Genomic DNA, 25,024 nt, shown 5'->3' on the forward strand with positions numbered 1-25,024 from the left:
CGCGCGGCAGCGATCGTCGCCCGCGCTGGCTCCGACGGGCGGCAGGGCAAAGCCCAGCGCCTGCGCCACCGGCGCGGCCCCGGCCGCCCCGCCTGCCCCCGGCCAGTCGATCCGCATCGAGCTGTCCAAACTGGACAAGCTGATCGACGCGGTGGGCGAGCTGGTCATTGCCCAGGCGATGATGGCCCAGCGCCTGTCGAACGAAGGCCTTGCCGCCAGCGAGGAAATCGCGGTGCTTGATGGCCTCACGCGCGATATCCAGGAAAGCGCCATGGCCATTCGCGCCCAGCCGATCGGCTCGGTGTTCAGCCGCGTGCCGCGCATCATGCGCGAGCTTTCCGCCAGCACCGGCAAGCACGTGCGGCTGGAAGTCTCGGGCGAAAGCACCGAACTCGACAAGACCGTGATCGAACGCCTGGGCGAGCCGCTCACCCACCTCATCCGCAACGCGGTGGACCATGGCATCGAAAAGCCCGAGGAGCGCCTGGCCGCCGGCAAGAGCGCCGAAGGCACGCTGACCCTTTCGGCCGAGCATCGTTCGGGCCGCATCCTGATCCGCATCGGCGACGACGGACGCGGCATCAACCGCGAGCGGGTGCTGGCCAAGGCCATCGAAAAGGGCCTGGTCGCCCCCGATGCCCAGCTTTCCAAGGAAGAGATCGACCTGCTGATCTTCGCGCCGGGCTTCTCCACCGCCCAGACCGTGTCCAACATTTCCGGGCGCGGCGTGGGCATGGACGTCGTGCGCCAGAACGTGAAGGACTTGGGCGGGCGCATCACCATCGAATCCGAACAGGGCGTGGGCACCACCTTCACGCTCACCCTGCCGCTGACCCTGGCGATTTCCGACGGGATGGTGGTCAACGTGGGCGACCAGACGCTGGTCGTGCCGCTGGCCAACGTCGTCGAATCGCTGCGCCCTGCGGTGGAAGACGTGAAGGGCCTGGGCGCCAACCGCGCGATGATGAACGTGCGCGGTCGCTTCATCCCGGTCGTTCCGCTGCATCTGGCGGTGGGCGCCAACGGCGCGGTGGAAGTGCCGCAGGATGGCGTGCTGATCGTGGTCGAAACCGAAGGCGCGGGCCGCGCGGCCCTGCTGGTCGACTCGATCGTCGATCAGCGCCAGGTCGTGATCAAGAGCCTCGACACCCACTATCGCTCGGTGGAAGGTGTCGCCGGGGCCACGATCCTGGGCGATGGCCGCGTGGCGCTGATCGTCGATGTCGACGGCCTGGTCGCGCGCAGCCTTGCCGAACACGGCCAGCTCGATCTGTCGCACCCGCATGGGTTGGCAGAAGCCGCATGAGCGTCCACTCCGCCTTCGACATGAGCCTGCCCGGGGTCAGCCCGGGGGTCTACGACGCCGCCGATTTCCAGGCGGTAAGCGAGATCGCCCATCGCGAGGCGGGTATCGTGCTCCCTCCGGGCAAGGCCATGCTGGTCTATTCGCGGCTCGCCCCGCTGGTGCGTGACTCCGGCTGCCAGACTTTTGGCGCCTATGTCCTGCGCATTCGCGAGGATGCCGCGGAACGCACCAAGGCGATCTGCGCGCTCACCACCAACCACACGTTCTTCTATCGCGAGGCGCACCATTTCGAGCATTTCGCGCAGGAAGTGCGGCCCCATCTGATTGAGAAGCTCGATCGCGGCGGCAAAGTGCGGATCTGGTCGGCGGGCTGCTCCAGCGGCGAGGAAGTCTGGTCGCTGGTGATGACGCTGCTCGGGGCCGATCGCAGCGAAGGGCTCAAGCTGGCGCGGCGCGACATCCGCGTCCTGGCCAGCGACATCGCCACCCACGCGATCACCAAGGCCCAGGCCGCGCGCTATCGCCAGGAAGACCTCAAGCCCGTGCCCGAACCGCTGCGCCGGGCCTGGACCGTGCCCGACGGCCAGGACGCGACCATCGCCCCGGAAGCGCAGGCCCTGCTGCGCTTCCGCCACCTCAATCTCTTGGGCGATTGGCCGATGGCCGGCGCCTTTGACGTGATCTTTTGCCGCAACGTCATGATCTATTTCGACAATCCAACCAAGGAACGGCTCGTGGCGCGCTTTGCCGAAAAGCTCGTGCGCGGCGGCCACCTTTACATCGGCCACAGCGAGCGGGTCACCGGCCCGGCTCTGGAAGAACTGGCGAACATGGGACCAACGATCTATTCGAGGAGGGCGGCATGACGATCCGCGTGGTGATTGTCGAGGATTCGCCCACGATGCGGGCCATCCTGATGAACCGGCTGTCGAAAGAGCCGGATATCGAAGTGGTGGCCGCAGCCGCCAACGCCGCTGAAGGGCGCCAGATGATCCGCGAGCTGGACCCCGACGTGGTCACGCTCGACGTGGAAATGCCGGGCATGAACGGCCTGGATTTCCTCGAAAAGATCATGCAGCTCCGCCCGACCCCGGTGATCATCGTGTCCGGCGCGACGCAGCAGGGCAACGAGACCACGGCCCGCGCGCTCGCGCTTGGCGCGGTCGATTGCTATGCCAAGAGCGAGATGGGCAGCGGCATGACGCTGGAAGACAGCGGACGCCTGGCCAACATGATCCGCAGCGCCTCCAAAGTGCGCTTTGCCCCGCGCGGCGCCCCGGCGCCGGCCGTGCCGGCCAGCCGCATCGCTACGCAGGCGCGCCTGTCGATCGCCGATCGGCCGCGCCTGATTGCGATCGGCTCGTCCACCGGCGGGGTGGAAGCCTTGCAGATCCTGCTGTCGGATTTTCCGGTGGATTGCCCGCCCACGCTGATCGTGCAGCATATCAACGAACGCTTTGCCCCGGCCGTGGCGCGCACGCTCGACCAGAATTGCCCCCCGCGCATCCAGCTTGCCGAGCCGGACATGCCGCTGCGCGAAGGCCATGTCTATCTCGCGCCCGGCGATGATCGCCATCTCGGCATCGGCGGCACGACCAACCTGCATGCCAAGCTGCGGCGTGGCGAGCCGGTGTCGGGGCACCTGCCATCGGTGGACGTGCTGTTTTCCTCGGTGGCCGAAGTCGTCGGCGCCCAGGCGGTGGGCATCCTGCTGACGGGCATGGGCTCCGACGGGGCCAAGGGCCTGCTCGCCATGGCCCAGAAGGGCGCGCGCACCATTGCCCAGGACGAGGCGACCTGCACCGTCTTCGGCATGCCCCGCGCGGCGATCTCGCTGGGCGCGGCCAAAGTCGTGGCGCCGATCAGCCACATCGCGCGCCACGCATTCAGCAAGGCGGCCTGAGCCATGTTTCACAAACCGATCCTGCCCAACCCCAGCGGCCTTGAACGGGTCACCGTCATGCAGGGCCAGGCGCTGGCCAGTGCCGACAAGAGCGTGGAGTTTTCCACGGTGCTGGGCAGTTGCGTGGCCACCTGCCTGTTCGATCCCGACGCCCGCGTCGGCGGCATGAACCACTTCCTGCTGGCCGAGCCACCGCCCGGCTATGACACGGCGGTGGATGAACACTACGGCCTGTTCCTGATGGAACTGCTGGTCAACGAGATGCTGGCCAAGGGCGCGCGCAAGTCCAAGCTCAAGGCGCATCTCTACGGCGGCGCCAACGTCAACCGCAACATGATGAAGATCGGCTCGGTCAATGCCGATTTCGCGCGCAAGTTTCTGGCCAACGAAGGGATTGCGCTGATGCGCGAAGACCTTGGCGGCACCCAGGCGCGTCGTGTCGATTTCCGCCCGGCATCGGGCCAGGTCCGCCTCCGCACGGTGGAAGACCGGCTTGCGCCCCCTGTCCAACCCACCGCGCGTCCCGCCGTATCGTTCGGCGACGTCGAACTGTTCTGAATGGAAAAGCGAGTCCAGGCATGACCACTACCACCCGGATCCTGACCGTAGACGACAGCCCGTCGATGCGGGCCCTGCTCAACCACGCGCTCACCTCGCAAGGCTTCGATGTGTCCCAGGCCGAAGACGGCATTGCCGCGCTCGACTGGTTGGCCCTGAACGAAGTCGACGTGGTGATCACCGACATCAACATGCCCCGGCTTGACGGCTTTGGCCTGATCGAGCGCCTGCGCGAGGGCAGCCGCCATCGCGATCGCCCGATCCTGGTGCTGACCACCGAAAGCTCCGAGGAAAAGAAGGCCCGCGCCCGCGCGGCCGGCGCCACCGGCTGGATCGTCAAGCCGTTCGACCCGGCCAAGCTGGTCGCGGCCGTACGCCGCGTGTCGCACTGATCGTTACCGTACCTCTTGTGGGAGACACCCTATGATCCGCGAGCTGATCACCTTCGAAGTGGAAGGCCAGGTCTTCGGCCTGGATATCATGGCCATCCGCGAAATCCGCGCCTGGACGCCCACCACGCGGCTGCCGCGCGTGCCGCATTACGTGGCCGGCGTGGTCAACTTGCGCGGTACCGTGCTGCCGGTGGTGGACCTGGCCGCGCGGCTGGGCTGGCGCGCCACCGAACCGACGCCGCGCCACGCGATCATCGTTACCCAGCTCGGCAGCCAGATCGGCGGCTGGATCGTCGATTCGGTCAGCGACATCGTCACCGTGCCCGATGAAGCGATGCAGCCGCCGCCGCCCGCCTCGGGCAGCGACACGGTGGTACCGTTCCTCGATGGCCTGGCCGCGATCGAAGACAAGATGGTCATGGTGCTCAACCTCGCGGCGCTGGCCGACAGCGACTCGATGGCCGAAGCGGCCTGATCCGACACCACCTGACGCGACGCTGCGGAGAGCCTTTGCGATGCCCATCGAATCCATCGACCTTTGGCCCGAGCCCGAGCCGGGGCGGCAGCCGGGCGAAACCGCAACCCGCGGCCCATCCGCAGCATCCGTAGAAACGGCCGATGATGAAGGCTTCCTGCCGTTCGATGCCGTTCCCCCGCCCGCTTTGACCCAGGCCGAAACCGAGCAACGCCTGGCAGACATGCGCGACGCCACGCACCAGCAGATTGCCGTGGTGCTGGAAGAACTCGCCCTGGAAGTGGAAGACCTGGGCGGGCGCCTGTGCACCGACATGGAGATCGCCGCGCGGCACATGGATGTGCTCCAGGCCATCGACCTTATCGCCCAGAAGCAGCGCTCGCTGGCCCGCCTGCTGGAAGCCGACTGCCCGATCCAGGCCATCGAACAGATCGGGCTGGACGTGCTGCGCGACCGCCTGCGCATGTTCCATTGAGAGACCTGGGCGCACCGCCGGCGAAAAAAACGCTGCCGGTGCGCCAGGGTGCTGGACTTGGGCCATGGCCGTCGTCCATGGAGATGGCATGTGGCAGCTTTACCAGTTTCCCCTTTGCCCGTTCAGCCGCAAGATCCGGCTGCTCATGGCGGAAAAGGGCATCCCCTACGAATTGGTCCGCGAAAATCCCTGGGACTATCGCGAGGAATTCCAGAAACTGAACCCCGCCGTGCGCACTCCGGTGCTGCGCGACGAAGGGCGCGGCATCACGCTCGTCGATAGCCGGGCGATCTGCGAATACCTGGAAGAGACCAACGACAAGAATCCGATGATCAACGGCACGGCGACCAACCGGGCCGAGATCCGCCGGCTGGTGGCCCTGTTCGACGAGAACTTCTTTGCCGACGTGACGCATCCCCTGCTCGAAGAGCGCATGAAGAAGCGGCTGGTCTATCGCCAGTCGCCGGATTCGCGCGCCCTGCGCGAGGCGCTGCGCCTGGCGCACGATCACCTCTATTACATCGATCACCTGATCGACAATCGGCCTTGGCTGGCCGGCTCGACCATGAGCCTGGCCGACCTGACCGCCGCAGCGCAGCTTTCAGTGGCCGATTACCTGGGTGGGATCGACTGGAACGGCCACGAACAGGCGCGCGACTGGTATGCCGTGTTCAAGAGCCGGCCCAGCTTTCGGCCGCTGCTGTCCGAGCGGATGGACGTGATCCAGCCCCCCGCGCACTATGCGGATGTGAACGCCTAGGGCATTTTCAAGGCAGGGCGAAGCATCTGCCGACTCGGGAAATGCGGCAAGTCGATACGGCAGAGCGCCGGCTGTGACGCAGGCAAAGTCGATCGCGCTCCAACCCGACCCGCAAACAAAAACCCCCGCTGTCGCCAGCGGGGGTTTTTCGTGTCACCGGGCCGGAAGCCTCAGGCAGCCTGTTCCTTGCCCTTCAGGACCTGGACCGGTTCCTTGCGGCCATCAACCACGTCCTTGTCGACGACCACTTCGGTCACGCCGTCGAGCGTGGGCAGGTCGAACATGGTGTCGAGGAGCAGACCTTCGACGATCGAGCGGAGCCCGCGCGCGCCGGTCTTGCGGTCGATCGCCTTCTTGGCGATGGCTTCGAGCGCATCGTCGGTGAAGGTCAGCGTCACGTCTTCCAGCTCGAACAGCTTGGCATACTGCTTGACCAGCGCGTTCTTGGGTTCGCGCAGGATCTGTACCAGGGCCGCCACATCGAGATCGTTGAGCGTGGCGATCACCGGCAGACGGCCGATGAACTCGGGAATCAGGCCGAACTTCTGGAGGTCTTCCGGCTCTGCCTTTTGCAGCAGTTCACCCACGCGGCGCTTGTCGGGATCGGCGACATGCGCACCGAAACCGATCGAGCGCTTCTGCAAGCGGTCGGCGATGATCTTTTCCAGGCCGGCGAAGGCGCCACCGCAGATGAACAGGATGTTGGTCGTGTCCACTTGCAGGAATTCCTGCTGCGGATGCTTGCGTCCGCCCTGCGGCGGCACCGAAGCCGTGGTGCCTTCCATCAGCTTGAGCAGCGCCTGCTGCACGCCTTCGCCCGACACGTCGCGGGTGATCGAGGGGTTTTCTGCTTTGCGGCTGATCTTGTCGATCTCGTCGATGTAGACGATGCCGTGCTGCGCCTTCTCGACGTTGTAGTCGCTGGCCTGGAGCAGCTTGAGGATGATGTTTTCCACGTCCTCGCCCACGTAACCGGCTTCGGTCAGCGTGGTGGCGTCGGCCATGGTGAACGGCACGTCGAACGTCTTGGCCAGCGTCTGCGCGAGCAGAGTCTTGCCCGAGCCGGTCGGGCCGACGAGCAGGATGTTGGACTTCGACAGTTCGATGTCGCCGCCCTTGCCGCTGTGCTTCAAGCGCTTGTAGTGATTGTGCACCGCCACCGAAAGCACGCGCTTGGCGCGGTCCTGGCCGATCACATAATCGTTGAGCGTCTCGAAGATGTCGCGCGGCGTCGGAACGCCACCGTCCTTCTTGCCGGCGATGCCCTGCTTGGTCTCTTCCCGGATGATGTCGTTGCACAGCTCGACACACTCATCACAGATGAAGACCGTCGGGCCCGCGATGAGCTTGCGCACCTCATGCTGCGATTTGCCGCAGAAGCTGCAGTAGAGCGTGCTTTTAGAGTCCGATCCGGAAAGCTTTGTCATTCTTCAATCCCAGGCGCCCCTCCACGAGGGGCGGGCCCGGCTATCCTACTACCCCAAGGGTATTAATCAACCGGACACGAAACAAGGTGGTTTTATCTGCCACGCGGCTCCTTTCGCAACGCTTAAGGAGCCGGGGCAGAAGGCAAAATCAGGCCGAAGGCGCACCACCGCTACCGTCTTCGACGCCAACCTGTTCAGATTGGGGACGCGATTCGAACACCTTGTCGACCAGACCAAAGGCCTGCGCCTCGTCCGCTTCAAGGAAGGTATCGCGGTCCATCGCCTTCTCGACCTCTTCCAGGCTCTTGCCGGTATACTTCACATAAAGGTCGTTCATGCGCTTCTTGATGCGCAGGATTTCGCGGGCCTGGATCTCGATGTCCGAGGCCATGCCCTGCGCCCCGCCCGAAGGCTGGTGGATCATGATCCGCGCATGGGGCAGCGCGATGCGCATGCCGGGTTCGCCGGCGGCGAGCAGGAAGCTGCCCATCGAGCAGGCCTGGCCGATGCACACGGTCGACACGCGCGGGCGGATGTACTGCATGGTATCGTGAATGGCCATGCCGGCCGTCACCACGCCGCCGGGCGAGTTGATGTACATCGAGATGTCCTTCGAGGGGTTTTCCGACTCGAGGAACAGGAGCTGGGCGACGATCAGCGACGCCATGTGATCTTCCACCTGGCCAGTCACGAACACGATGCGTTCGCGCAGCAGGCGGCTGAAGATGTCGAAGCTGCGTTCGCCACGGCTGGTCTGCTCGACGACCACCGGGACGAGCGCGCCGGTCACGGGATCGACATTGAACTTTCCTTGGGCAGAGCGGCTGCCGAACACGTCGAGCATGGGAATCCTCATCTGGTTGCGATGGCCTATGTCGCGTGCCAGCAAAGGATGTTCAAGGGCATTAACCGCGAATGCGCGGGAATGCGTGGATATTGGAGCAGATTCCGGCCCGCTGCGCCGCCGGTTTCAGGTCTTCACCCGCTCGCGCAGCGCTTCGAGCGCGGCCAGTTGCGCTTCCATGGCGCGCAGCCGTGCTTCGGCGCGCGCCACCCGCTCGCGCAACTCGCGGTTGCGCTTGCCGCCCGGCAGCAGGCGCGCGAGCATGCGCCCGGCATCGCCCAGCGTGGCGGCAACCACATCCAACAGGCCCTGGCGCGGCACGGCCGGCGCACGGTGGCGCGGCAGCGGGGTGCGGTCATCGGGCGCGACCCACTTCACGCTGGGCGGCGTGGCGGCCCGACACGCGGGCGCCTCGGGCTTGGCCGAAGCTTGGGCCATGGCGCCCGCCGTGGTGGGCGCGGTCGCCGCACGACGGGCCAGTTCCGCCTCGATCCTGGCGCGGCGCTCGGCCTTGCGCGCAGTGCGGGTGCCGGGGCGCGGCGGCAGGTCGCGGTGCGGGGTCTTGCGCGGGGGCGCCTGGCGCGCGGGATTGCGCGACGGCGCCTCGCGATCGGGCTGCCCCTGCGGATTGCCGGCGGGAACGCGCGGCGCGATCAGCGGCGAGCGAAACGGCGGCACGGCCGGCAGGGGCGCGGGGATCATGCCGGCCGGCCAGGCGGCCGTGGTGATGATCGCACCGCGATGGGGTGGCAGGATCAGGTCTGCGGGAAAAGCCGGCGCGCCCGCACTGGCGAGCAGGAATGGCGCAGGCTGCTGCGGCTTGGTGGCTGGCGGCCTGGTTGCTGGCGACTTGCCTTGAGCCTTGTCGGCGGTCGCCTTTCCTGTCCCCGTCTTGCCTGATTGGGGCTTGCCGAATTGAGGCTGCGACGGGTTCATTGGCGAGCGGGTGCCCTTGCGATTGCGCACGGTATGCATCGGCTGATCCCCCCTGGGTTTCCGATCCTTGCCGATTCTCTCATGCCGAGAATCAACGCGCCAATCCGCATGATGCCTTAGGGAACTTACGCATACGAAAAAGGGCGCCGCCGTTGCCGGCAGCGCCCCTTCCCTATCTCAACCGGCCATCAGGCCTGGACGATCAGGCCTCTTCGCCTTCAGCCGGCGCCTTCTTGGCAGCCTTCTTCTTGGCGGCGGGCTTGGCTTCGCCTTCGGCGGCGGGCGCTTCGGCATCGCCTTCGGCAGCGACCTTCTTCTTGGCCGGGGCCTTCTTGGCGGGCTTGGCTTCTTCCGCTTCGCCAGCGGCTTCGCCTTCAGCGTCAGCCTTCTTGGCGGCCTTCTTCTTGGCCGGCTTGGCTTCGGCAGGGGCGGCAGCGGCGCCTTCCTCGGCTTCGATCGCAGCCTGGAGTTCCTCGCGGGTCACTTCGCGCTCGGTGACTTCGGCCTTGTCGAACAGGAAGTCGACGACCTTGTCTTCATAGAGCGGCGCGCGAAGCTGGGCAGCAGCGAGCGGCTCGGAGCGGACGTAGTCGACGAAGCGCTGGCGGTCCTGCTCACGGTACTGCTGGGCCGCCTGGCGGATCAGCATTTCCATTTCCTGGGCGGTCACGACCACGCCGTTGGCCTGGCCGATTTCCGACAGGAGCAGGCCAAGGCGCACGCGGCGTTCGGCGATCTTGCGGTAATCGTCCTTTTCGGCTTCGATTTCCTTGAGCGCGTCTTCGGGGTTTTCTTCACCCTTGGCTTCTTCGGTGAGCTGCTGCCAGATCTGCTCGAACTCGGCTTCCACCATCGAGGGCGGCACGTCGAAATCGTGGCCGGCGGCAAGCTGATCGAGCAGCGCGCGCTTCATCTGGGTGCGGGTGAGGCCGGCGGTTTCCTGTTCGAGCTGGCCCTTGAGCAGGCCACGAAGCTGTTCCAGGCTTTCCAGGCCGAGCGCCTTGGCAAACTCATCGTCCGCCACGAATTCGCCGGGGTTCTTCACCGCCTTGACGGTGATGTCGAAGGTGGTTTCCTTGCCGGCCAGATTGGCGGCGGGATAGTCTTCGGGGAAGGTCACGGCGATGACCTTCTCGTCGCCAGCCTTGGCGCCGACGAGCTGTTCCTCGAAACCGGGGATGAAGCGACCGGCGCCGATTTCCAGCGGCTGGTCTTCGGCCGCGCCGCCTTCGAAGGGTTCGCCGTCAAGCTTGCCGAGGAAGTCGATGATGAGCTGGTCGCCATCCTTGGCTTCCGCGCCTTCGGGGGCGTCGGTGAACTTCTTCTGGCCGGCGGCGATGCGGTTCACCGCTTCGTCCACCTGCTCTTCGGTCACCGGCACCACCAGCTTGTCGAGCTTGAGGCCATCGAGCGCGGGGGCTTCGACCTTGGGCAGCACTTCGAGGCTGACGGTCAGCTCGGCGTCCTTGCCTTCTTCATAGCCTTCGCCGAGCGACACGGCCGGCTGCATCGCGGGGCGAAGCTGGTGGTCGGCCACGAGCTTGTCCATCGCTTCGCGAATCGTCGTTTGCAGCGCTTCCTGGTGCAGGGCCGGGCCGTGCATCTTCTTGACGAGGTTGGCGGGAACCTTGCCCGGACGGAAGCCCGGCATGCGCACCTGCGGGGCGATCTTCTTGATTTCACCTTCCACGCGCGCGGCAATGTCCGCTGCCGGGATGGTCACGGCATAGGCGCGCTTCAGGCCCTCGTTGCTGGTTTCGACGATCTGCATCCTGATCCAACTTTCTCGAATGACGCCGCGACAAGGCGCCTCAAAATCCGTGCATAGCCGGTGGGGGGATGATCCCTGGTGCGGGCGAAGGGACTCGAACCCCCACATCTTGCGATACTGGAACCTAAATCCAGCGCGTCTACCAGTTCCGCCACGCCCGCATCCGGCAAAAAGCGAGCGGTGCCCCTATCGCAGCCCGCCGAAAAGCACAAGCCCGCCGCGCGGTCACGGGGAACAAGCACCCGCGCGGGACGGTTGAGGGATGATACCGGCCCGCCCCGGGCCGAGACCCAAGGAGCAATGCGCCATGGCCAGCACGCCCCCGCCCGACCGCATCGAGCCGCAATCGCCGCCCGATGTGCCCCCGGCCATCTCGCCGCCCGAGACCCCGCAGGAAGAACCGGCCGAAACGCCGCCGGTCACGCCGGACAGGATCGACCCGATCAGCCCCGCCGAGGTTCCGCCGCCCGACTGACGGGGATCAGCCCGCGCCGCGAAGTGTCAGAGCCCGTTTTGAAAATGCGCCAAGGCGCATTTTCGTTGCGGCACCGGCCCACGCCCGTCCCGAAGGCATCGAAAACGTCCGGGGGACGTTTTCGCTGAGGGGGCCGACCTCCCATAGGGTACTATCGTTGGGAGGTCGGGTGGGGGCGTGGGCCGGTGCCGCAAATCCGGCAAAGCCGGATTTCCAAACAGGCTCTCAGAATGCCTTGCCGAGCAGGGCCAGCCACGATGCGCGGGCGACCAAGCCTTGCGGCACGGCACCGGCGGGGCGCGGCGCCACAGGCGCCACCCCGCCGCATTCCAGGCAATAGACCTGGGCGCCCGCTGCGCTGTTCAGCCGCCCGAGATCGGCCATCACGCGCCAGCCCAGCGCCTGCTGGCGCTGCGCCAGAAGGCCCGTGACATCGCTGGCCACGCGCGATTCGCTGCTGCTGTCATCGCTCATCAGGCTGGCGAGAAAGCCCTGCCAGCCGCCGGGATTGGCGCCGAGGAATTCGGCATGCCAGCTTTCCAGCTTGGCCGCCTTGGCCGCCCAGGCCTCGGCGTCTTCCAGCTCACCGAACTGATCGACCAGGCCGATCTGGCGGGCCGTGCCGCCATCCCAAACCCGGCCCTGGGCGATCTTGTCGATGTCCTGCGGGCTCTTGTGCCGCGCATCGGCCACCAGGCGCAGGAAGCGCGCATAGTAGCTTTCGACCGACGCCTGCGACAGCGCCTCGAACTGCGGGCTGAGCCCACCCATCACGTCGGGCTGGCCCGAAAGTGGCGTGGTGCGCACGCCATCGGCCGTCACACCATAGCTGGCGAGCGTGTCTTCAAAGCTCGGGATCACCGCGAAGACCCCGATCGAGCCGGTGATCGTCGCCGGCTCGGCAAAGATACGCTGCGCCGGGGTCGTCACCCAATAGCCGCCGCTCGCCGCCAGATTGGCCATCGACACGGCCACCGGCAGCCCCTTGGCGCGGGCGCGGGCAATCGCGGCGCGAATGCGTTCGGCCGCCGTGACCGAGCCACCGGGCGAATCCACCCGGACCACCAGCGCGGCATAGTTACCGCTGGCCACGGCCTGGTCGATCAGGTTGGCAATCCGTGTGCCGCCGGCGGTGCCAGGGCCGGCCTCGCCATCCACGATCGTGCCGGCGATCGTGACCACCGCCACCGCCTTGCCGGCGGTCGACTCGGGCTTGTCGGCCAAGTATTGCGCCAGCGAAGTGCCCTTGTAGCCCCCTTCCCCGGCGGCCGGATCATGGCCGACCAGATCGCCCACGCGCTTGCCGAAGGCCACCTTGTCGCCCACCTTGTCGACGAGCCCGGCCTTGACCGCCGCCTGGGCCATGTCGCCACCGCTCTGCGCCAGCCATTGCGCCGGATCGCGCGTCACCAGGTCGATCTGGGCCTTGGGCCGCGCCTTGGTCACTTCCGCCTTCCACGCCGACCACAGCGCGCCATAGATCGCGGCGAGATTTTCCTTGGCTTCGGGCGAGGCGTCGCTGCGGGCATAGGGCTCCACTGCCGACTTGTAGGTGCCGACCTTGAAGATGTGCGCCTTGACCTTGAACCGGTCGAGCAGCGCCTTGTAATAAAGCTGCGATCCGCCCGGCCCGGTCACCACCGCGCCGCCGATCGGATCGATCCAGGCTTCGCTGGCATGAGCGGCAAGCTGCACCGCATCGTCGGTATAGAGCAGCGCGCGAACCAGCACCGGCTTGTGCGCGGCGCGGACCTTGTCCATCGCCGCGCCGATCCGGCTCAGGTGCACCTGGCGCCCGCCGGTGAACTGTTCGAGATCGAGCACGACCGCCTTGATCCGCGTGTCATCCGCCGCCGCCTCGATCGCGCGGGCCACGTCGCGGGCCTGGAATTCCTTGTCCGGCGCTTCGCCCGAGAGCAGCAGTTGCGTCGGTTGCAGCGCGCTGCGCTCTTCCACCACGCTGCCGTCGAGCGTGATGGTCAGCGCCCCTTCATGCACCTGGCCGGGCGTCGGCCGCAGCGTGAGCGCGGCATAGAGCACCCAGAAAAACAGCAGGAGGAACAGGAGGGCAAGGCCATCCTTGATCGCGACGAGGACTTTCCAGACCGAGCGGGCAAATTTCATGGAGGATATCTAGCCACCTGCCCGGCCCGGCGCCAGCCGAAAGACTTGCCCCTTGGCCCAGCCATGTCTAGGGCATGGTCTTCGATGCAGCCATCGAGCCCCTCCCTTTCGCCAGACAGCCCGGCGCGCAGCTATCCTGCGGGCGGCCTTGCCTTTCCTCACCGCGACCTGACCGGAATCGGCCAGTTGGCCCGGCACGAGATCCTCTATCTGCTCGACGAGGCCGAGCAGTGGGTGGAACTCAACCGCCAGTCGCAAAAGCGGGCCGACCTGCTCTCGGGCCTGACCATCATCAACGCCTTTTTCGAGAACAGCACGCGCACGCTGCTCTCGTTCGAGATTGCCGGCAAGCGGCTGGGCGCCGACGTGGTCAACATGCATGCGGCCACGTCCAGCGTGAAGAAAGGCGAAACGCTGATCGACACGGCGATGACGCTCAACGCCATGCGGGCCGATGCCATCGTCATCCGCCATGCCAGCTCGGGCGCGGTGCGGCTGATCGCCGAAAAGGTCGATTGCCCGGTGCTCAACGCAGGGGACGGGCAGCACGAACACCCGACCCAGGCGCTGCTTGACGCGCTGACCATCCGCCATGCGCTGGGCCTGCCCAAAGGCAGCGATCTCAATGGCCTGCGCGTGACGATCTGCGGCGATATCCTGCACAGCCGCGTCGCGCGCTCCAACATCCTCTCGCTCACCGCGCTGGGCTGCGAAGTCAGCGTCTGCGCGCCGCCTGCGCTGATGCCGGCGGAAATCGAGGTCATGGGCGTCAAGGTCTTCCATGATTTCGACGCCGCGCTCAAAGGTGCGCAAGTGGTCATGATGCTGCGCTTGCAGATGGAGCGGATGCAGGGCCAGTTCATCCCCTCGCCGCGCGAATACCGCCACCTCTATGGCCTGTCGCTCGAACGCCTGGCCAAGGCCGAGGCCGGCGCTCTGGTCATGCATCCCGGCCCGATGAACCGGGGCATCGAAATCGACAGCCAGGTGGCCGATCATGTCGAGCGCAGCCTGATCACCCGCCAGGTGGAACGCGGCGTCGCCATTCGCATGGCCTGCCTGGAAGTGCTGACCCGGCGCGCCCGGCAATTGCCCGGCTGGGAACCGCTGGGCGGAGAAAACGCATGACGCCGCAATCCCTTGTCATCACCAACGGGCGCCTGGTCCTGCCGTCGGGCGAGCCCGCGAAGGCCGACCTGCGCTGCCAGAATGGCCGCATCGTCGCCCTGGGCGCCGAAGCCGCGCCGCAGGACGGTGACGCCGTGTTCGATGCCGGTGGCGCGCTGGTGGCGCCTGGGCTGGTCGATCTGGGCGTTTTCGCCATCGACAAGCCGGCATTTCATTTTGGCGGCATCACCCGCGCCGCGCTGATGCCCGATCAGGCCCCGCCGCTCGATCATCCCGCCCGCGTGCGCTTTGCCGCACAATCGGGCAAGCCCGACTTCTGGGTTCACCCCCTGGCCGCCGCCACGCGCGGGCTGGAAGGGACGGAACTGGCCGAGCTGGCGCTGATGCGCGAGGCCGGGGCGCGTGCGGTCAGCACCGGGCGCCGCTGGATTGCCGATTCGGGCGTGATGCTGCGCCTGCTGTCCTATTGCGCGATGCTCGATCTGGTGGTCGTCAGCCATGCCGAAGACGCCGGCATCACCGGGCAGGCGGTGGCCACGGCGGGCGAAGTGGCCACGCGCCTGGGCCTGCCATCCGCCCCGGCCGAAGCCGAAAGCCTGGCTGTGGCCCGCGATATCGCGCTTGCCGAGATGACCGGCGCGCGGCTGCACATCCGCCAGATCACCACCGCCAAGGCCCTCGACCTGGTCCGCGCGGCGAAGCTGCGCGGGGTGCAGGTGACGGCAGGCGTGACGCCGGCGCACTTCATGCTGTCGGACCTCGAACTGGTCGATTTCCGCACGTTCTGCCGCTTCTCGCCGCCCCTGCGCGCCGATGCCGATCGCAAGGCGGTGATTGCCGCGATTGCCGATGGCACGATCGACGTGATCGCTTCGGGCCACGATCCGCGCGGCCCTGAAGACAAGCGCCTGCCTTTTGCCGATGCCGAACCGGGCATGGCCGGAGCCGAGACGTTGCTGCCGCTCACGCTCACGCTGGTGCGCGACGGGGTGATCGACATGGCGCGCGCTTTTGCCCTGCTTGCGGGCAATCCGGCCGCGCTGCTGGGCGTCAATGCCGGGCGCCTGGCGTTGGGGGCGGAAGCGGACATTGCCGTGATCCATCCCACCCGGCCGTGGATCGTCAATTCCGACAAGATGGCCGCCAGCGCCGGCAATACCCCGTTCGACCGCCGCCCGGTCGAAGGCCGCGTGCTGGCGCTGTGGAAGGGTGGCGCCCGGATCGACTGAGCACTCCGTTCCGGCCCCGGTCCCCAGCCCCGGTCCCCAGCCCCGGCCCGGCGTTTCAAACCAGAAAAGGTAAGGCAGCATGACCAAAGTTCCCGTCCTCGTCACCGGCGGCGCTGGCTATATCGGCAGTCATGCCGTGCTTGCCTTGAAGGATGCCGGATGGCCGGTGGCGGTGATCGACAATCTGACGACGGGCTTTCGCTTCGCCGTGCCCGACGACGTGCCGTTCTACCAGGGCGACATTGCCGATGCGGACCTGCTGGCGCGGATCATCGCGGAACAGGGCATCGGCGCGATCATGCATTTCGCCGGATCGATCATCGTGCCGGAATCGGTAAGCGATCCGCTCAAGTATTACCACAACAACACCGCCAAGACCCGCAGCCTGATCGAATCGGCAGTGAACGGCGGGGTAAAGCACTTCATCTTCTCGTCCACGGCCGCCACCTATGGCATCCCGGAAGTCTCGCCGGTGACCGAGGACAGCGTGAAGCAGCCGATCAACCCCTATGGCATGTCCAAGCTGATGAGCGAGATCATGCTGGCCGACACTGCCAAGGCCCACCCGCTCAATTACTGCGTGCTGCGCTATTTCAACGTCGCGGGTGCCGATGCCCAGGCGCGCACCGGCCAATCGACGGCCGGGGCCACGCATCTGATCAAGGTGGCGGTCGAAGCGGCGCTGGGCAAGCGCGAGAGCGTGGGCGTGTTCGGCACCGATTTCGCCACGCCCGACGGCACCGGCGTGCGCGACTATATCCATGTGTCGGACCTCGCCGATGCCCATGTCCTGGCGCTGGGTGCGCTGATCGCGGAGCCGGAGCGCTCGCTGACCATGAACTGCGGCTATGGCCGCGGCTTTTCGGTGCTCGACGTGCTCGACGCGGTGGACCGGGTCACCAATCTCAAGATCAAGCGCGTGCTTCAGGACCGCCGCGCCGGCGATCCCGACGCGCTGATTTCCGACAACAGCCGGATCAAGGCCACGCTGCCCTGGGTGCCGCGCCATGCCGATCTCGATACGATCATCCGCCATGCCATCGCGTGGGAACGCAAGCTGACGGATATCCGGGGGGACGGCTCGCCCGCCTGAGAGTCGGCGCAGCGGAGGCCGGGTCAGGCGCGAGCATTTTCAAGGCAGGTGGGAACACCTGCCGACTCGGGAAATGCGACAAATCGGTATGGTAGAGCGCCGGCTTTGACGCAGTCAAAGTCGATCGCGCTCTAGGGCGCAGGCGGCGAGCCACAGGCGGATCGCGCCCGCCAGCCCCGGCGGCGTGGGGCTGGCGATGCGTTCGGCATCGATCCGCGCCACCAGCGCATTGAGCGGCAGGCCTTCGGCTTCGGCCACGCGACGCAACCAGTCCCAGAACAGGGGTTCCAGGCTGATCGAGGTCTTGTGCCCGGCAATCTCGACCGAGCGCTTGACCGGGGGATGATAGAGATCGGGCATGACAGGGACAGCGGGCGGCACGCTAGGGCCTGTGGGGATTTAGCCCATGGCGGGCTGCGAACGGCCGCTTTTCGCGCTTCCGGTGCTCACGTACTGAAAGTACGCTGCGCTCCGGGTCCCGAAAATCAGCCATTCTCGCTCCGCCCTGACCTAAATCTCCACAGGCCCTAGAGCATCGTGCGAAAAAGTGGGAACCGGTTTTTCGCGAAAAACGATGCGACAACGAAAACCTGGATCATGCTGCGCGATACCCACATCGCGCGGCATGATCCAGGATGTCGCCCTTCTGCCATCAATACATGTGCTGACCGCCGTTGATCGACATGGTCGAACCGGTGACAAAGCCGCCGTCTTCCGACGTCAGGAAAGCCACGCCGCGCGCGATTTCACTGGCCTGGCCCAGGCGGCCGGTGGGAATGCGCGCCACGATCTTTTCCAGCACGGCCGGCGGCACGGCAGCCACCATGTCGGTGTCGATATAGCCCGGCGCGATGGCATTGACCGTCACGCCATACTTCGCGCCTTCTTGCGCCAGCGCCTTGGTGAAGCCGTGGATGCCCGATTTGGCGGCGGCATAGTTGACCTGGCCATATTGCCCGGCCTGGCCGTTGATCGAGCCGATGTTGACGATGCGGCCCCAGCCCCGCTCGCGCATGCCGGGGAACGTGGCCTTGGCCATGTTGAAGCAACCGCCCAGGTTGATGCGCATGACTTCGTTCCAGTCGTCAAAGCTCATCTTGTGCAGCACGCCGTCACGGGTGATGCCGGCATTGTTGACGACGATGTCGACCGCGCCGACTTCCGCCGCCACGCGGGCGCACCCTTCCTGGGTGGCTTCGAAATCGCCCACGTCCCAACGGTAGGCCTTGATCCCGGTCCTTTCGGTGAAGGCCTTGGCCTTTTCCTCGTTGCCCGCATAGTTCGCAACGACGGTCCGTCCCTGTTCCTGCAAGGCAAGGCAGATCGCTTCGCCGATACCCCGGGTTCCGCCCGTTACGATGGCCACTCGCGTCATTCCTGTACTCCCGTACTTCACCAGCTTGGAGAGCGGCTAGGCTAGGGTGATGACAGACGCGCGACAAGTGACTTGCATCAAAACCGATAAATTTCTTGAACCAGTATTGATAAGCAACGCAACAGATACTGGCCAACAGATACCAGATGGCACGCAGGGGACATCGCCGCGCAAAACAGCGCCGGCGGCCCTCGCTTTTGCGCAGTGGTGCGGAACACAAGATGCAACAAAAAGGCCCGCCGAAGCGAGCCTGTTGTTCCACCGATATGGAGCGGAATTCAGAAGCGGAACTGGGTACCCAGATAAACCGCCTGGCTGTCTTGCCGCCCATCGGTAAGCGGACGCAGACGATCGCGATCCGAGGTGTAGCGGATGCCCGCCGTGACATCGAGATTGCGCGTCAGGCGATAGCTGCCGCCGAAATCGACCTGGTAATCGCCCTGCGTTTCGAGCGTACGCGGAGCACGGCCGGTGCGCTCCTTCTCGTCCAGCGCGATGCGCGGGGCGAGACGGCTGGTTGAACCCGACGTGGCGCTGGCCGACGGCGAAGCGGCCGCGAAGTGGCTGAGATCGGGCATGTCGATCCGCTGCACGTCGCGATCGAAACCGTTGCTGTTGCCCAGACCGCTGGTGACGGCAAAGCTCTGATAGCCGCGCGCCATGCCCAGGTTGAAGGCATTGGGCACGATCCGCAGCGGGGTGCCGTTGCCGGCCGCACCGTTGATGTTGCCCAGCACGCCGCGCACCGAAATGGCGCGCGCGACATCAGGGTTTACCCGCACGGCCACGGTGATGGCACGATCGGCGCGCGAATCCGCGCCAGCCGGAGTGAAGCGGAACAAGTGGCTGTTGGTGAGTCCGCGCACAGTGATGGCAGCGGCAAGCTTGGGGTCGCCCGAAGCCGGCGTGAACGAACCGATGCCACCGCGCGCCGCCAGGCTGACCTGAGCCAACGGCTTGAAAGAGCCGGTCACGGCGCTGCTCACGGTGGGGGCGATGACCAGACCGGCGGCAACGCACGTGGCGGCCATCAGCGGCGCCCGCAGCGCGCGCGGCAGCACGGAACGGCGCATGCCCTGCGCGTTCGCCTTGTTGCTGCCCCTGCCGCTCATGGTCCTGCCTGCTTCCTGTCTTTGTTCGTTGCGAATCACATTATCCGTCATGCGATCCGTTTGTCTGGCAAAGCGACACAAACATGACAGAGGCATGACACCGACCTATGATCTACTCTCTCGCCCATGCGATTTCCAGCTTGGAAACGCCGGAACCGCAAAGGATTTCCAAGGCTGTGGCCAAGTGGTGACACAAATGCCCGGAAGACTCGCCCAAACGCCCGAAACATCGGCAATTATCGGCGGTGGCGAAGGGTTTGCAAGCGCGCCCCGTTCATCCATCGTTCACCGCTGGAAAGGCTTCACCGGCCTCGGCGCGAACGACTGTCCCGCAACGCCGTTCCGCGGGTGTCTGTCGCTCTTGCCACAACAAACCGTTCGGCCCTGGCAACGCGGCTTGCCGGGCGCCATGCCGGGGTGATAGAGGCGTGGCCAACCCGCCATGCTGCGGCATGGAATATACCCTCCCGTGCGCTTGCACGGATTTTTCAAACGCCACGGGATCATTGCCGGGGCGCCAGACAGGACAGGATTGACGTGACGATCAGCGCCATCGCCCGCCACAACACCAGCGTGACCCCTGCCACTGCCCAACGCCGTGGAGCCGGCCGCTTGATCGGCCGCACGCTGGCCGTGGGCATCCTGGCCCTGGCGATCGCCGGGTGCGCCAGCCACGGCAACAAGCGACTGGCCAAGCAGGCCCGCCTGCGCCCCGACCTGGCTTCGAGCAAAGTGACGACGATCGGCGTCAACGCCTATCTGTGGCGCGCCAGCCTCGAATCGCTGTCGTTCATGCCGCTGCTCCAGACCGACAGCAACGGCGGCGTGATCGTGACCGACTGGTACTCCAATCCGCGCAATCCCGGCGAGCGCATGAAAGTGACCGTGTCGATTCTCGATCAGGATCTGCGCGCCGACGCGCTGCGCGTTGCCGCCAGCCGCCAGGTTCAGCAGAACGGCAACTGGGTCGATGCCCCGGTCCAGGCGGCCACCGTGCAGAAGCTGGAAGACGTGATCCTGACCAAGGCGCGTGACCTGCGTCGCCAGGCCCTGCCCTCGGCCATCAACTGATCCCCCCACCTTGCGGCACGCCAGGCAGCGGCACGCGCTTGCGATAAGGCGTGCCGCCCCCTAGGCGGCGTGGACAGATTCCGCAGCGCCACGGCTGGAGGCAAAAACCGCCAGTTCAAGGAGGCGAGGAAGCGTAATATCGGGAATATTGCGCGACGAGCCGACGCGGAAATGGCGGTTTTTGCCTCCAGCCCCGCAGGGGTTGCCCTGTAAAAGGCCCTGGCAGCGTTGCTCGTCCTTGAAGGAGGTCCACTCCTCCTGCGTCCTCACGCCTCACCAGGGCCTTTTACAGGGCAACCGTGGCGTTGCGGAATCTGTCCACGCCGCCTAAAGCGCGCCCATGACTTCTGCCCCGTCTTCCGAACCCACCCGCTTCGACCCCGCAACCGCCGATCTGCGCTGGCAGCAGGCCTGGGATGCGGCGCAATCGTTCCGCGCCGACGACACGAGCACCAAGCCGCGCAGCTACGTGCTCGAGATGTTCCCCTATCCTTCTGGGCGCATCCACATCGGCCACGTGCGCAACTACACGATGGGTGACGTGCTGGCGCGCTACAAGCGCATGATCGGGCACGAAGTGCTGCACCCCATGGGCTGGGACGCTTTCGGCATGCCGGCGGAAAACGCCGCCATGGAAAAGGGCGTGCACCCCGGCGGCTGGACGCGCGAGAACATCGCCAACATGAAGGCGCAGCTCAAGCGCCTGGGCTTCGCGCTCGACTGGAGCCGCGAGATCGCCACCTGCGAACCCGAATACTATGGCCACGAACAGGCCCTGTTCCTTGATCTCTATGCAGCCGGCCTGGTCTATCGCAAGGAATCGGCGGTCAACTGGGATCCGATCGACCACACCGTGCTGGCCAACGAGCAGGTGATCGACGGACGCGGCTGGCGTTCCGGCGCCCTGGTGGAGAAGCGCAAGCTCAACCAGTGGTTCCTCAAGATCACCGACTTTGCCGACGAACTGCTCGAAGGGCTGGACAGCCTCGACAAGTGGCCGGAAAAAGTGCGGCTGATGCAGGAAAACTGGATCGGCAAGAGCCAGGGCCTGCAATTCGCCTTCGACATCTCGAACGGGGAAAGCCTCGAAGTCTACACCACCCGCCCCGACACGATCTTTGGCGCCAGCTTCGTGGCTGTCGCTGCCGATCATCCCATCGCGCAGGGCGTGGCTGCGGGCAATCCGGCCGCGCAGGATTTCATCGCGCTGTGCAAGCAGGGCGGCACCACGGCGGCCGAACTGGAAACCGCCGAGAAGCTGGGCTTCGACACCGGCCTCACCGCGCGCCATCCGTTCACCGGGACGGCCCTGCCGGTCTACATCGCCAATTTCGTGCTGATGGACTATGGCACCGGCGCGATCATGGCCGTGCCCGGGCACGACCAGCGCGACTTCGACTTTGCCACCAAGTATGGCCTGCCGATCCTGCGCGTGGTCGCGGCCGATGCGGCAGATGCGGGCAAGCCCTTCGGCGCCGAGGCGGAAGCGGGTGACGGCATTCTGGTGAACTCGCAGTTCCTCGACGGCATGAGCGTGGCCGATGCCAAGCGCGCGGTGATCGATCGCGCCCAGGCCGAAGGCTGGGGCCAGGGGCAGACGGTGTGGCGCCTGCGCGACTGGGGCGTCAGCCGCCAGCGCTACTGGGGCACGCCGATCCCCTTCGTGCATTGCGAAGTCTGCGGCGTGGTGCCCGTGCCCAAGAAGCACCTGCCCGTCACGCTGCCCGACGACGTCGATTTCTCGGTGCCGGGCAATCCGCTCGATCGCCATCCCACCTGGAAGCACGTCGATTGCCCGCAGTGCGGCCACGCCGCGCGGCGCGAGACCGACACGCTCGACACCTTCGTCGACAGTTCGTGGTATTTCCTGCGCTTTGCCAGCCAGCCCGCCGATCGCCCGTTCGATCCGGAAGTGATCAAGCAGTGGCTGCCGGTGGAACAGTATATCGGCGGGATCGAGCATGCGATTCTGCACTTGCTCTATGCCCGGTTCTGGACCCGTGCCCTCGCCCGCATCGGCAAGATCGATGTGCAGGAGCCGTTCGGCAGCCTGTTCACCCAGGGCATGGTGACGCACGAGACCTATTCGCGCCTCGATCCGGCCAATGGCCAGCCGATCTGGTACGCGCCGGGCGAAGTGGAGCGCAGCGGCGATGGCGCCACGCTCAAGGCCGATGGCCAGCCGGTGGAAATCGGCCGCGTCATCAAGATGTCCAAGTCCAAGAAGAACGTGGTGGACCCGGACGACATCGTCGCGCGCTATGGTGCCGACGCGATCCGCTGGTTCATGCTGTCTGACAGCCCGCCCGAGCGCGACCTGCCCTGGTCGGAAGCCGGGATCGAGGGCTGCGCGCGCTTCGTGCAGCGGCTGTGGCGTCTTTTCGCGCAGCATGACGCGGCCGCCACCGGCGAAGACAAGGCATTGGACCGCAAGGTGCACCAGACCGTGCATGCCGTGGCGCAGGATATCGAGGCGCTGGGCTTCAACAAGGCCGTGGCGCGGATCTACGAACTGACCGGCGCCACCGAAAAGGCCGCGCCTTCGGCCAGCCGCAGTGCCGCGATCCGTACGCTGCTGCTGCTCGTCGCGCCGATGATGCCGCACCTGGCCGAGGAAGCCTATGCCGTCCACGGCGCAGGCCTGGTGGCCGATGCCGCCTGGCCCGCGGTCGATCCGGCGCTGTTGGTGGACGACGAAGTGACCGTGGCGGTGCAGGTCAAGGGCAAGCTGCGCGACACCCTGACCGTGGCCAAGGGCACCGCGCGCAAAGACCTCGAAGCCCTTGCGCTGGCTTCCGACAAAGTGCAGCGTGCCCTCGACGGGGCGGCTGTGAAGAAGGTGATCGTGGTGCCCGATCGACTGGTGAATCTTGTTGTCTAAGTTCCGCTGCACCCTGGGCCTTGCCGCGCCGATCCTGCTATTGGCAGGCTGCGGCCTGCAACCGATGTATGCCGGCGGCAGTTCGGGCGCGGTGGCGCGCTCGGTCGCCAGCGTGGAGGTGGCGCCGATTGCCGGCAAGTCCGGTTGGCTGGTGCGCCACGCGCTGAGCGACCGGCTGGGCAACGGCGGCAGCCAGCCACGCTATCGCCTCGATGTCCGCCTGGATGAAAAGCTCCAGGGCCTGGGCCAGCTTTCGGATGACACGATCACGCGCGAGCGGCGCACGATGCGCGCCCGCTATCAGTTGGTCGATCTCGGCAATGGCGCGGTGGTGCTCGATGCCACGGCCTCGGCCGATGCCGGGCTGGATGTGGTGTCCAGCGAATATGCGGTGATCGCGGCCGAACAGACCGCGCAGGAAAACCTCTCGCGCGAGATTGCCGACCAAATCATCACCCGTGTCGCAACCCGCTTGCGCGACAAGACGCTTGGCACCGCACCCGTGGCGGTGCCGGCCGCGCCGGCCCCCGCCGCTTCGACAACCACCCCCGCCACCGGCCAATAGGCCATCGCGCGTGAAGGCCACCCAGAAAACCTTTGCCGGCATGGCTGCAAGGGCCGCGCAGGAGTGCCGGATCTTCTATTTCTGCGGCCCTGACGAGGCCGGCGCAGCCGATGCGGCGGCGCGGATTGCCGCGCTGCTGGGCGAGGCAGAACGCATCGAGCTCGGCGGCGCAGACTTGCGCCGCGACCCCGTTCGCCTGGCCGACGAGGCCCGCTCGGTTTCGCTGTTCGGCGATCGGCGGCAAATCCACGTCCGCACCGCCGGGGATGAAGTGTTCGATGCGGTGGAAACGCTGCTGGCGAGCCCGGTGGACGGGTGGCCGGTACTGATCGTCGCCACATCGGCCACCGACAAGTCCCGCGTCGCCAAGCTGCTCGGCGACCGTGGCGATGCCCTGGTCGGCATGTTCCACCCACCGGACTTGCGCGCCGTGGTCGATGCCGTGCGCGACATGGCCGGCGCGGCGGGCCTGCGCATCACCGGCGACCTGGCCGAACGCATTGCCCGTGCCACCGCGCTCGACACGCGCATGGCCCGCAGCGAGGTGGAAAAGCTGGCACTCTATCTCGACGCCAGCCCGCAATCGCCACGCACGGCCGATGCCGCCGCGCTGGATGCCATCGGTGCCGCCACCGAAGACGATGGCATGATGCCGGTGGTCAACGCGGTCCTATCCGGCGACGCCCGCCGAGTCGGCGGCGAGCTGGCGCGTGCCCGCGAAATGGGGATTAACCCGGTCGGTTTGCTGCTCGCGTTCGAACGGCGCGGCGCACAATTGGCACAACTCGCCGGGCGTTTAGGAAACAGAAGCGATATCAATGGCTTCCTGGAGCAGGAAATGGCCGCCCGGCGTGTCTTTTTTCGGGACAAGCCCGATTTGGCAAATCAGCTCAAGCGTTGGCGCGGGCGGCGACTCGAACGCCTGCTGGAGCGCCTGATTTCCTTGCATCGCAGTCTCTTGGCCGATAGCCGCAATGCCGATCTGGCGCTGTGGCATGCGCTGGCCGAAATTGCGCGTGCCGCCGCCCGCTGATTTCCGCGCGATCGGCGTCCGTGGATACCTATCCGTTAGTGTGCTACGTATAGATACTTGCCATTACGGACCAAGCATGTAGATATTGCAG

The 25,024-nt window shown here is 66.2% G+C and carries 25 protein-coding genes and 1 tRNA gene; 17 read left to right on the top strand and 9 right to left on the bottom strand.

Going from position 1 to position 25,024, the window contains the following annotated elements; all coding sequences use genetic code 11:
* The 8 genes from IE191_RS08490 to IE191_RS08525 form a co-directional block, all read left to right on the top strand.
* Positions 1–1,306, top strand: a 1,306-nt coding sequence (locus IE191_RS08490; RefSeq protein WP_191323937.1) for a chemotaxis protein CheA, incomplete at its 5' end; no start/stop codon positions are given.
* Positions 1,303–2,172, top strand: coding sequence for a CheR family methyltransferase (locus IE191_RS08495; protein WP_191323938.1), 870 nt, complete (start codon positions 1,303–1,305; stop codon positions 2,170–2,172). The genes IE191_RS08490 and IE191_RS08495, both read left to right, overlap by 4 nt.
* Positions 2,169–3,209: a protein-glutamate methylesterase/protein-glutamine glutaminase gene (locus IE191_RS08500; RefSeq protein ID WP_191323939.1), complete on the top strand. Its 1,041-nt coding sequence runs from the start codon at positions 2,169–2,171 to the stop codon at positions 3,207–3,209. Before IE191_RS08495 ends, IE191_RS08500 begins: the two co-directional genes overlap by 4 nt.
* A gap of 3 nt (positions 3,210–3,212) precedes the next feature.
* Positions 3,213–3,767: a chemotaxis protein CheD gene (locus IE191_RS08505; protein ID WP_191323940.1), complete on the top strand. Its 555-nt coding sequence runs from the start codon at positions 3,213–3,215 to the stop codon at positions 3,765–3,767.
* 20 nt (positions 3,768–3,787) lie between these two features.
* Complete coding sequence (locus IE191_RS08510) at positions 3,788–4,159, top strand: response regulator (protein ID WP_022677527.1); 372 nt, start codon at positions 3,788–3,790, stop codon at positions 4,157–4,159.
* A 31-nt stretch (positions 4,160–4,190) separates the two neighbouring features.
* Entirely contained in the window at positions 4,191–4,634 is a 444-nt protein-coding gene (locus tag IE191_RS08515; RefSeq protein ID WP_054132887.1) for a chemotaxis protein CheW, read from the top strand.
* Positions 4,635–4,674: 40 nt separating this feature from the next.
* Positions 4,675–5,109 (top strand): hypothetical protein, encoded by a 435-nt coding sequence (locus IE191_RS21030; protein WP_229815195.1) that lies wholly within the window; start codon positions 4,675–4,677, stop codon positions 5,107–5,109.
* Positions 5,110–5,197: 88 nt separating this feature from the next.
* Entirely contained in the window at positions 5,198–5,869 is a 672-nt protein-coding gene (locus IE191_RS08525) for a glutathione S-transferase family protein (RefSeq protein WP_191324011.1), read from the top strand.
* A gap of 170 nt (positions 5,870–6,039) precedes the next feature.
* Here IE191_RS08525 and clpX read toward each other — a convergent pair whose 3' ends face one another.
* From clpX to IE191_RS08550, 5 genes are all read right to left on the bottom strand, one after another.
* On the bottom strand, positions 6,040–7,296 hold the full coding sequence (clpX, locus tag IE191_RS08530) for an ATP-dependent Clp protease ATP-binding subunit ClpX (RefSeq protein WP_191323941.1): 1,257 nt from the start codon (positions 7,294–7,296) through the stop codon (positions 6,040–6,042).
* A gap of 148 nt (positions 7,297–7,444) precedes the next feature.
* Positions 7,445–8,140, bottom strand: coding sequence for an ATP-dependent Clp endopeptidase proteolytic subunit ClpP (clpP, locus tag IE191_RS08535; RefSeq protein ID WP_191324012.1), 696 nt, complete (start codon positions 8,138–8,140; stop codon positions 7,445–7,447).
* Between the two features lie 126 nt (positions 8,141–8,266).
* A complete protein-coding gene (locus IE191_RS08540) occupies positions 8,267–9,115 on the bottom strand; it encodes a hypothetical protein (RefSeq protein WP_191323942.1) in 849 nt (282 codons plus the stop codon).
* A gap of 163 nt (positions 9,116–9,278) precedes the next feature.
* Complete coding sequence (gene tig / locus IE191_RS08545) at positions 9,279–10,847, bottom strand: trigger factor (protein WP_191323943.1); 1,569 nt, start codon at positions 10,845–10,847, stop codon at positions 9,279–9,281.
* Between the two features lie 76 nt (positions 10,848–10,923).
* Positions 10,924–11,008: transfer RNA gene (locus tag IE191_RS08550), tRNA-Leu, on the bottom strand.
* Positions 11,009–11,154: 146 nt separating this feature from the next.
* Between IE191_RS08550 and IE191_RS08555 the strand changes: the two genes are divergently transcribed.
* The gene (locus IE191_RS08555; protein WP_191323944.1) at positions 11,155–11,322 is read left to right on the top strand and encodes a hypothetical protein; all 168 of its coding nucleotides are present in this window, start codon (positions 11,155–11,157) and stop codon (positions 11,320–11,322) included.
* A 225-nt stretch (positions 11,323–11,547) separates the two neighbouring features.
* Here the strand turns inward: IE191_RS08555 and sppA are convergent, their stop codons facing one another.
* Positions 11,548–13,446, bottom strand: a complete 1,899-nt coding sequence (gene sppA / locus IE191_RS08560; protein ID WP_191323945.1) for a signal peptide peptidase SppA — start codon at positions 13,444–13,446, stop codon at positions 11,548–11,550.
* Positions 13,447–13,530: 84 nt separating this feature from the next.
* Here sppA and IE191_RS08565 point away from each other — a divergent pair, with 84 nt between their 5' ends.
* The 3 genes from IE191_RS08565 (at position 13,531) to galE (ending at position 16,896) form a co-directional block, all read left to right on the top strand.
* On the top strand, positions 13,531–14,574 hold the full coding sequence (locus tag IE191_RS08565) for an aspartate carbamoyltransferase catalytic subunit (RefSeq protein WP_191323946.1): 1,044 nt from the start codon (positions 13,531–13,533) through the stop codon (positions 14,572–14,574).
* Positions 14,571–15,803, top strand: a complete 1,233-nt coding sequence (locus IE191_RS08570) for a dihydroorotase (protein WP_191323947.1) — start codon at positions 14,571–14,573, stop codon at positions 15,801–15,803. The genes IE191_RS08565 and IE191_RS08570 overlap by 4 nt, the downstream gene beginning before the upstream one ends.
* 79 nt (positions 15,804–15,882) lie before the next feature.
* Positions 15,883–16,896: a UDP-glucose 4-epimerase GalE gene (gene galE / locus IE191_RS08575; protein WP_191323948.1), complete on the top strand. Its 1,014-nt coding sequence runs from the start codon at positions 15,883–15,885 to the stop codon at positions 16,894–16,896.
* A 114-nt stretch (positions 16,897–17,010) separates the two neighbouring features.
* Here galE and IE191_RS08580 read toward each other — a convergent pair whose 3' ends face one another.
* The 3 genes from IE191_RS08580 to IE191_RS08590 form a co-directional block, all read right to left on the bottom strand.
* Positions 17,011–17,256 (bottom strand): ribbon-helix-helix domain-containing protein, encoded by a 246-nt coding sequence (locus tag IE191_RS08580; protein ID WP_191323949.1) that lies wholly within the window; start codon positions 17,254–17,256, stop codon positions 17,011–17,013.
* A 292-nt stretch (positions 17,257–17,548) separates the two neighbouring features.
* On the bottom strand, positions 17,549–18,271 hold the full coding sequence (phbB, locus tag IE191_RS08585; protein WP_191323950.1) for an acetoacetyl-CoA reductase: 723 nt from the start codon (positions 18,269–18,271) through the stop codon (positions 17,549–17,551).
* Between the two features lie 278 nt (positions 18,272–18,549).
* On the bottom strand, positions 18,550–19,383 hold the full coding sequence (locus IE191_RS08590) for a hypothetical protein (protein WP_229815196.1): 834 nt from the start codon (positions 19,381–19,383) through the stop codon (positions 18,550–18,552).
* A gap of 94 nt (positions 19,384–19,477) precedes the next feature.
* On the opposite strand from IE191_RS08590, the gene IE191_RS08595 reads away from it, so the two are divergent.
* The 5 genes from IE191_RS08595 (at position 19,478) to holA (ending at position 24,933) form a co-directional block, all read left to right on the top strand.
* Positions 19,478–19,804 (top strand): hypothetical protein, encoded by a 327-nt coding sequence (locus IE191_RS08595; protein WP_191323951.1) that lies wholly within the window; start codon positions 19,478–19,480, stop codon positions 19,802–19,804.
* Between the two features lie 227 nt (positions 19,805–20,031).
* On the top strand, positions 20,032–20,454 hold the full coding sequence (locus IE191_RS08600; protein WP_373299273.1) for a DUF3576 domain-containing protein: 423 nt from the start codon (positions 20,032–20,034) through the stop codon (positions 20,452–20,454).
* Positions 20,455–20,794: 340 nt separating this feature from the next.
* A complete protein-coding gene (gene leuS, locus IE191_RS08605) occupies positions 20,795–23,335 on the top strand; it encodes a leucine--tRNA ligase (RefSeq protein ID WP_191323952.1) in 2,541 nt (846 codons plus the stop codon).
* 64 nt (positions 23,336–23,399) lie between these two features.
* A complete protein-coding gene (gene lptE / locus IE191_RS08610; protein ID WP_191324015.1) occupies positions 23,400–23,900 on the top strand; it encodes an LPS assembly lipoprotein LptE in 501 nt (166 codons plus the stop codon).
* A 10-nt stretch (positions 23,901–23,910) separates the two neighbouring features.
* The gene (gene holA, locus IE191_RS08615) at positions 23,911–24,933 is read left to right on the top strand and encodes a DNA polymerase III subunit delta (RefSeq protein ID WP_191323953.1); all 1,023 of its coding nucleotides are present in this window, start codon (positions 23,911–23,913) and stop codon (positions 24,931–24,933) included.
* Positions 24,934–25,024 lie beyond the last annotated feature (91 nt).

Source organism: Novosphingobium pokkalii, assembly GCF_014652855.1.
Lineage (GTDB): Bacteria > Pseudomonadota > Alphaproteobacteria > Sphingomonadales > Sphingomonadaceae > Novosphingobium > Novosphingobium pokkalii.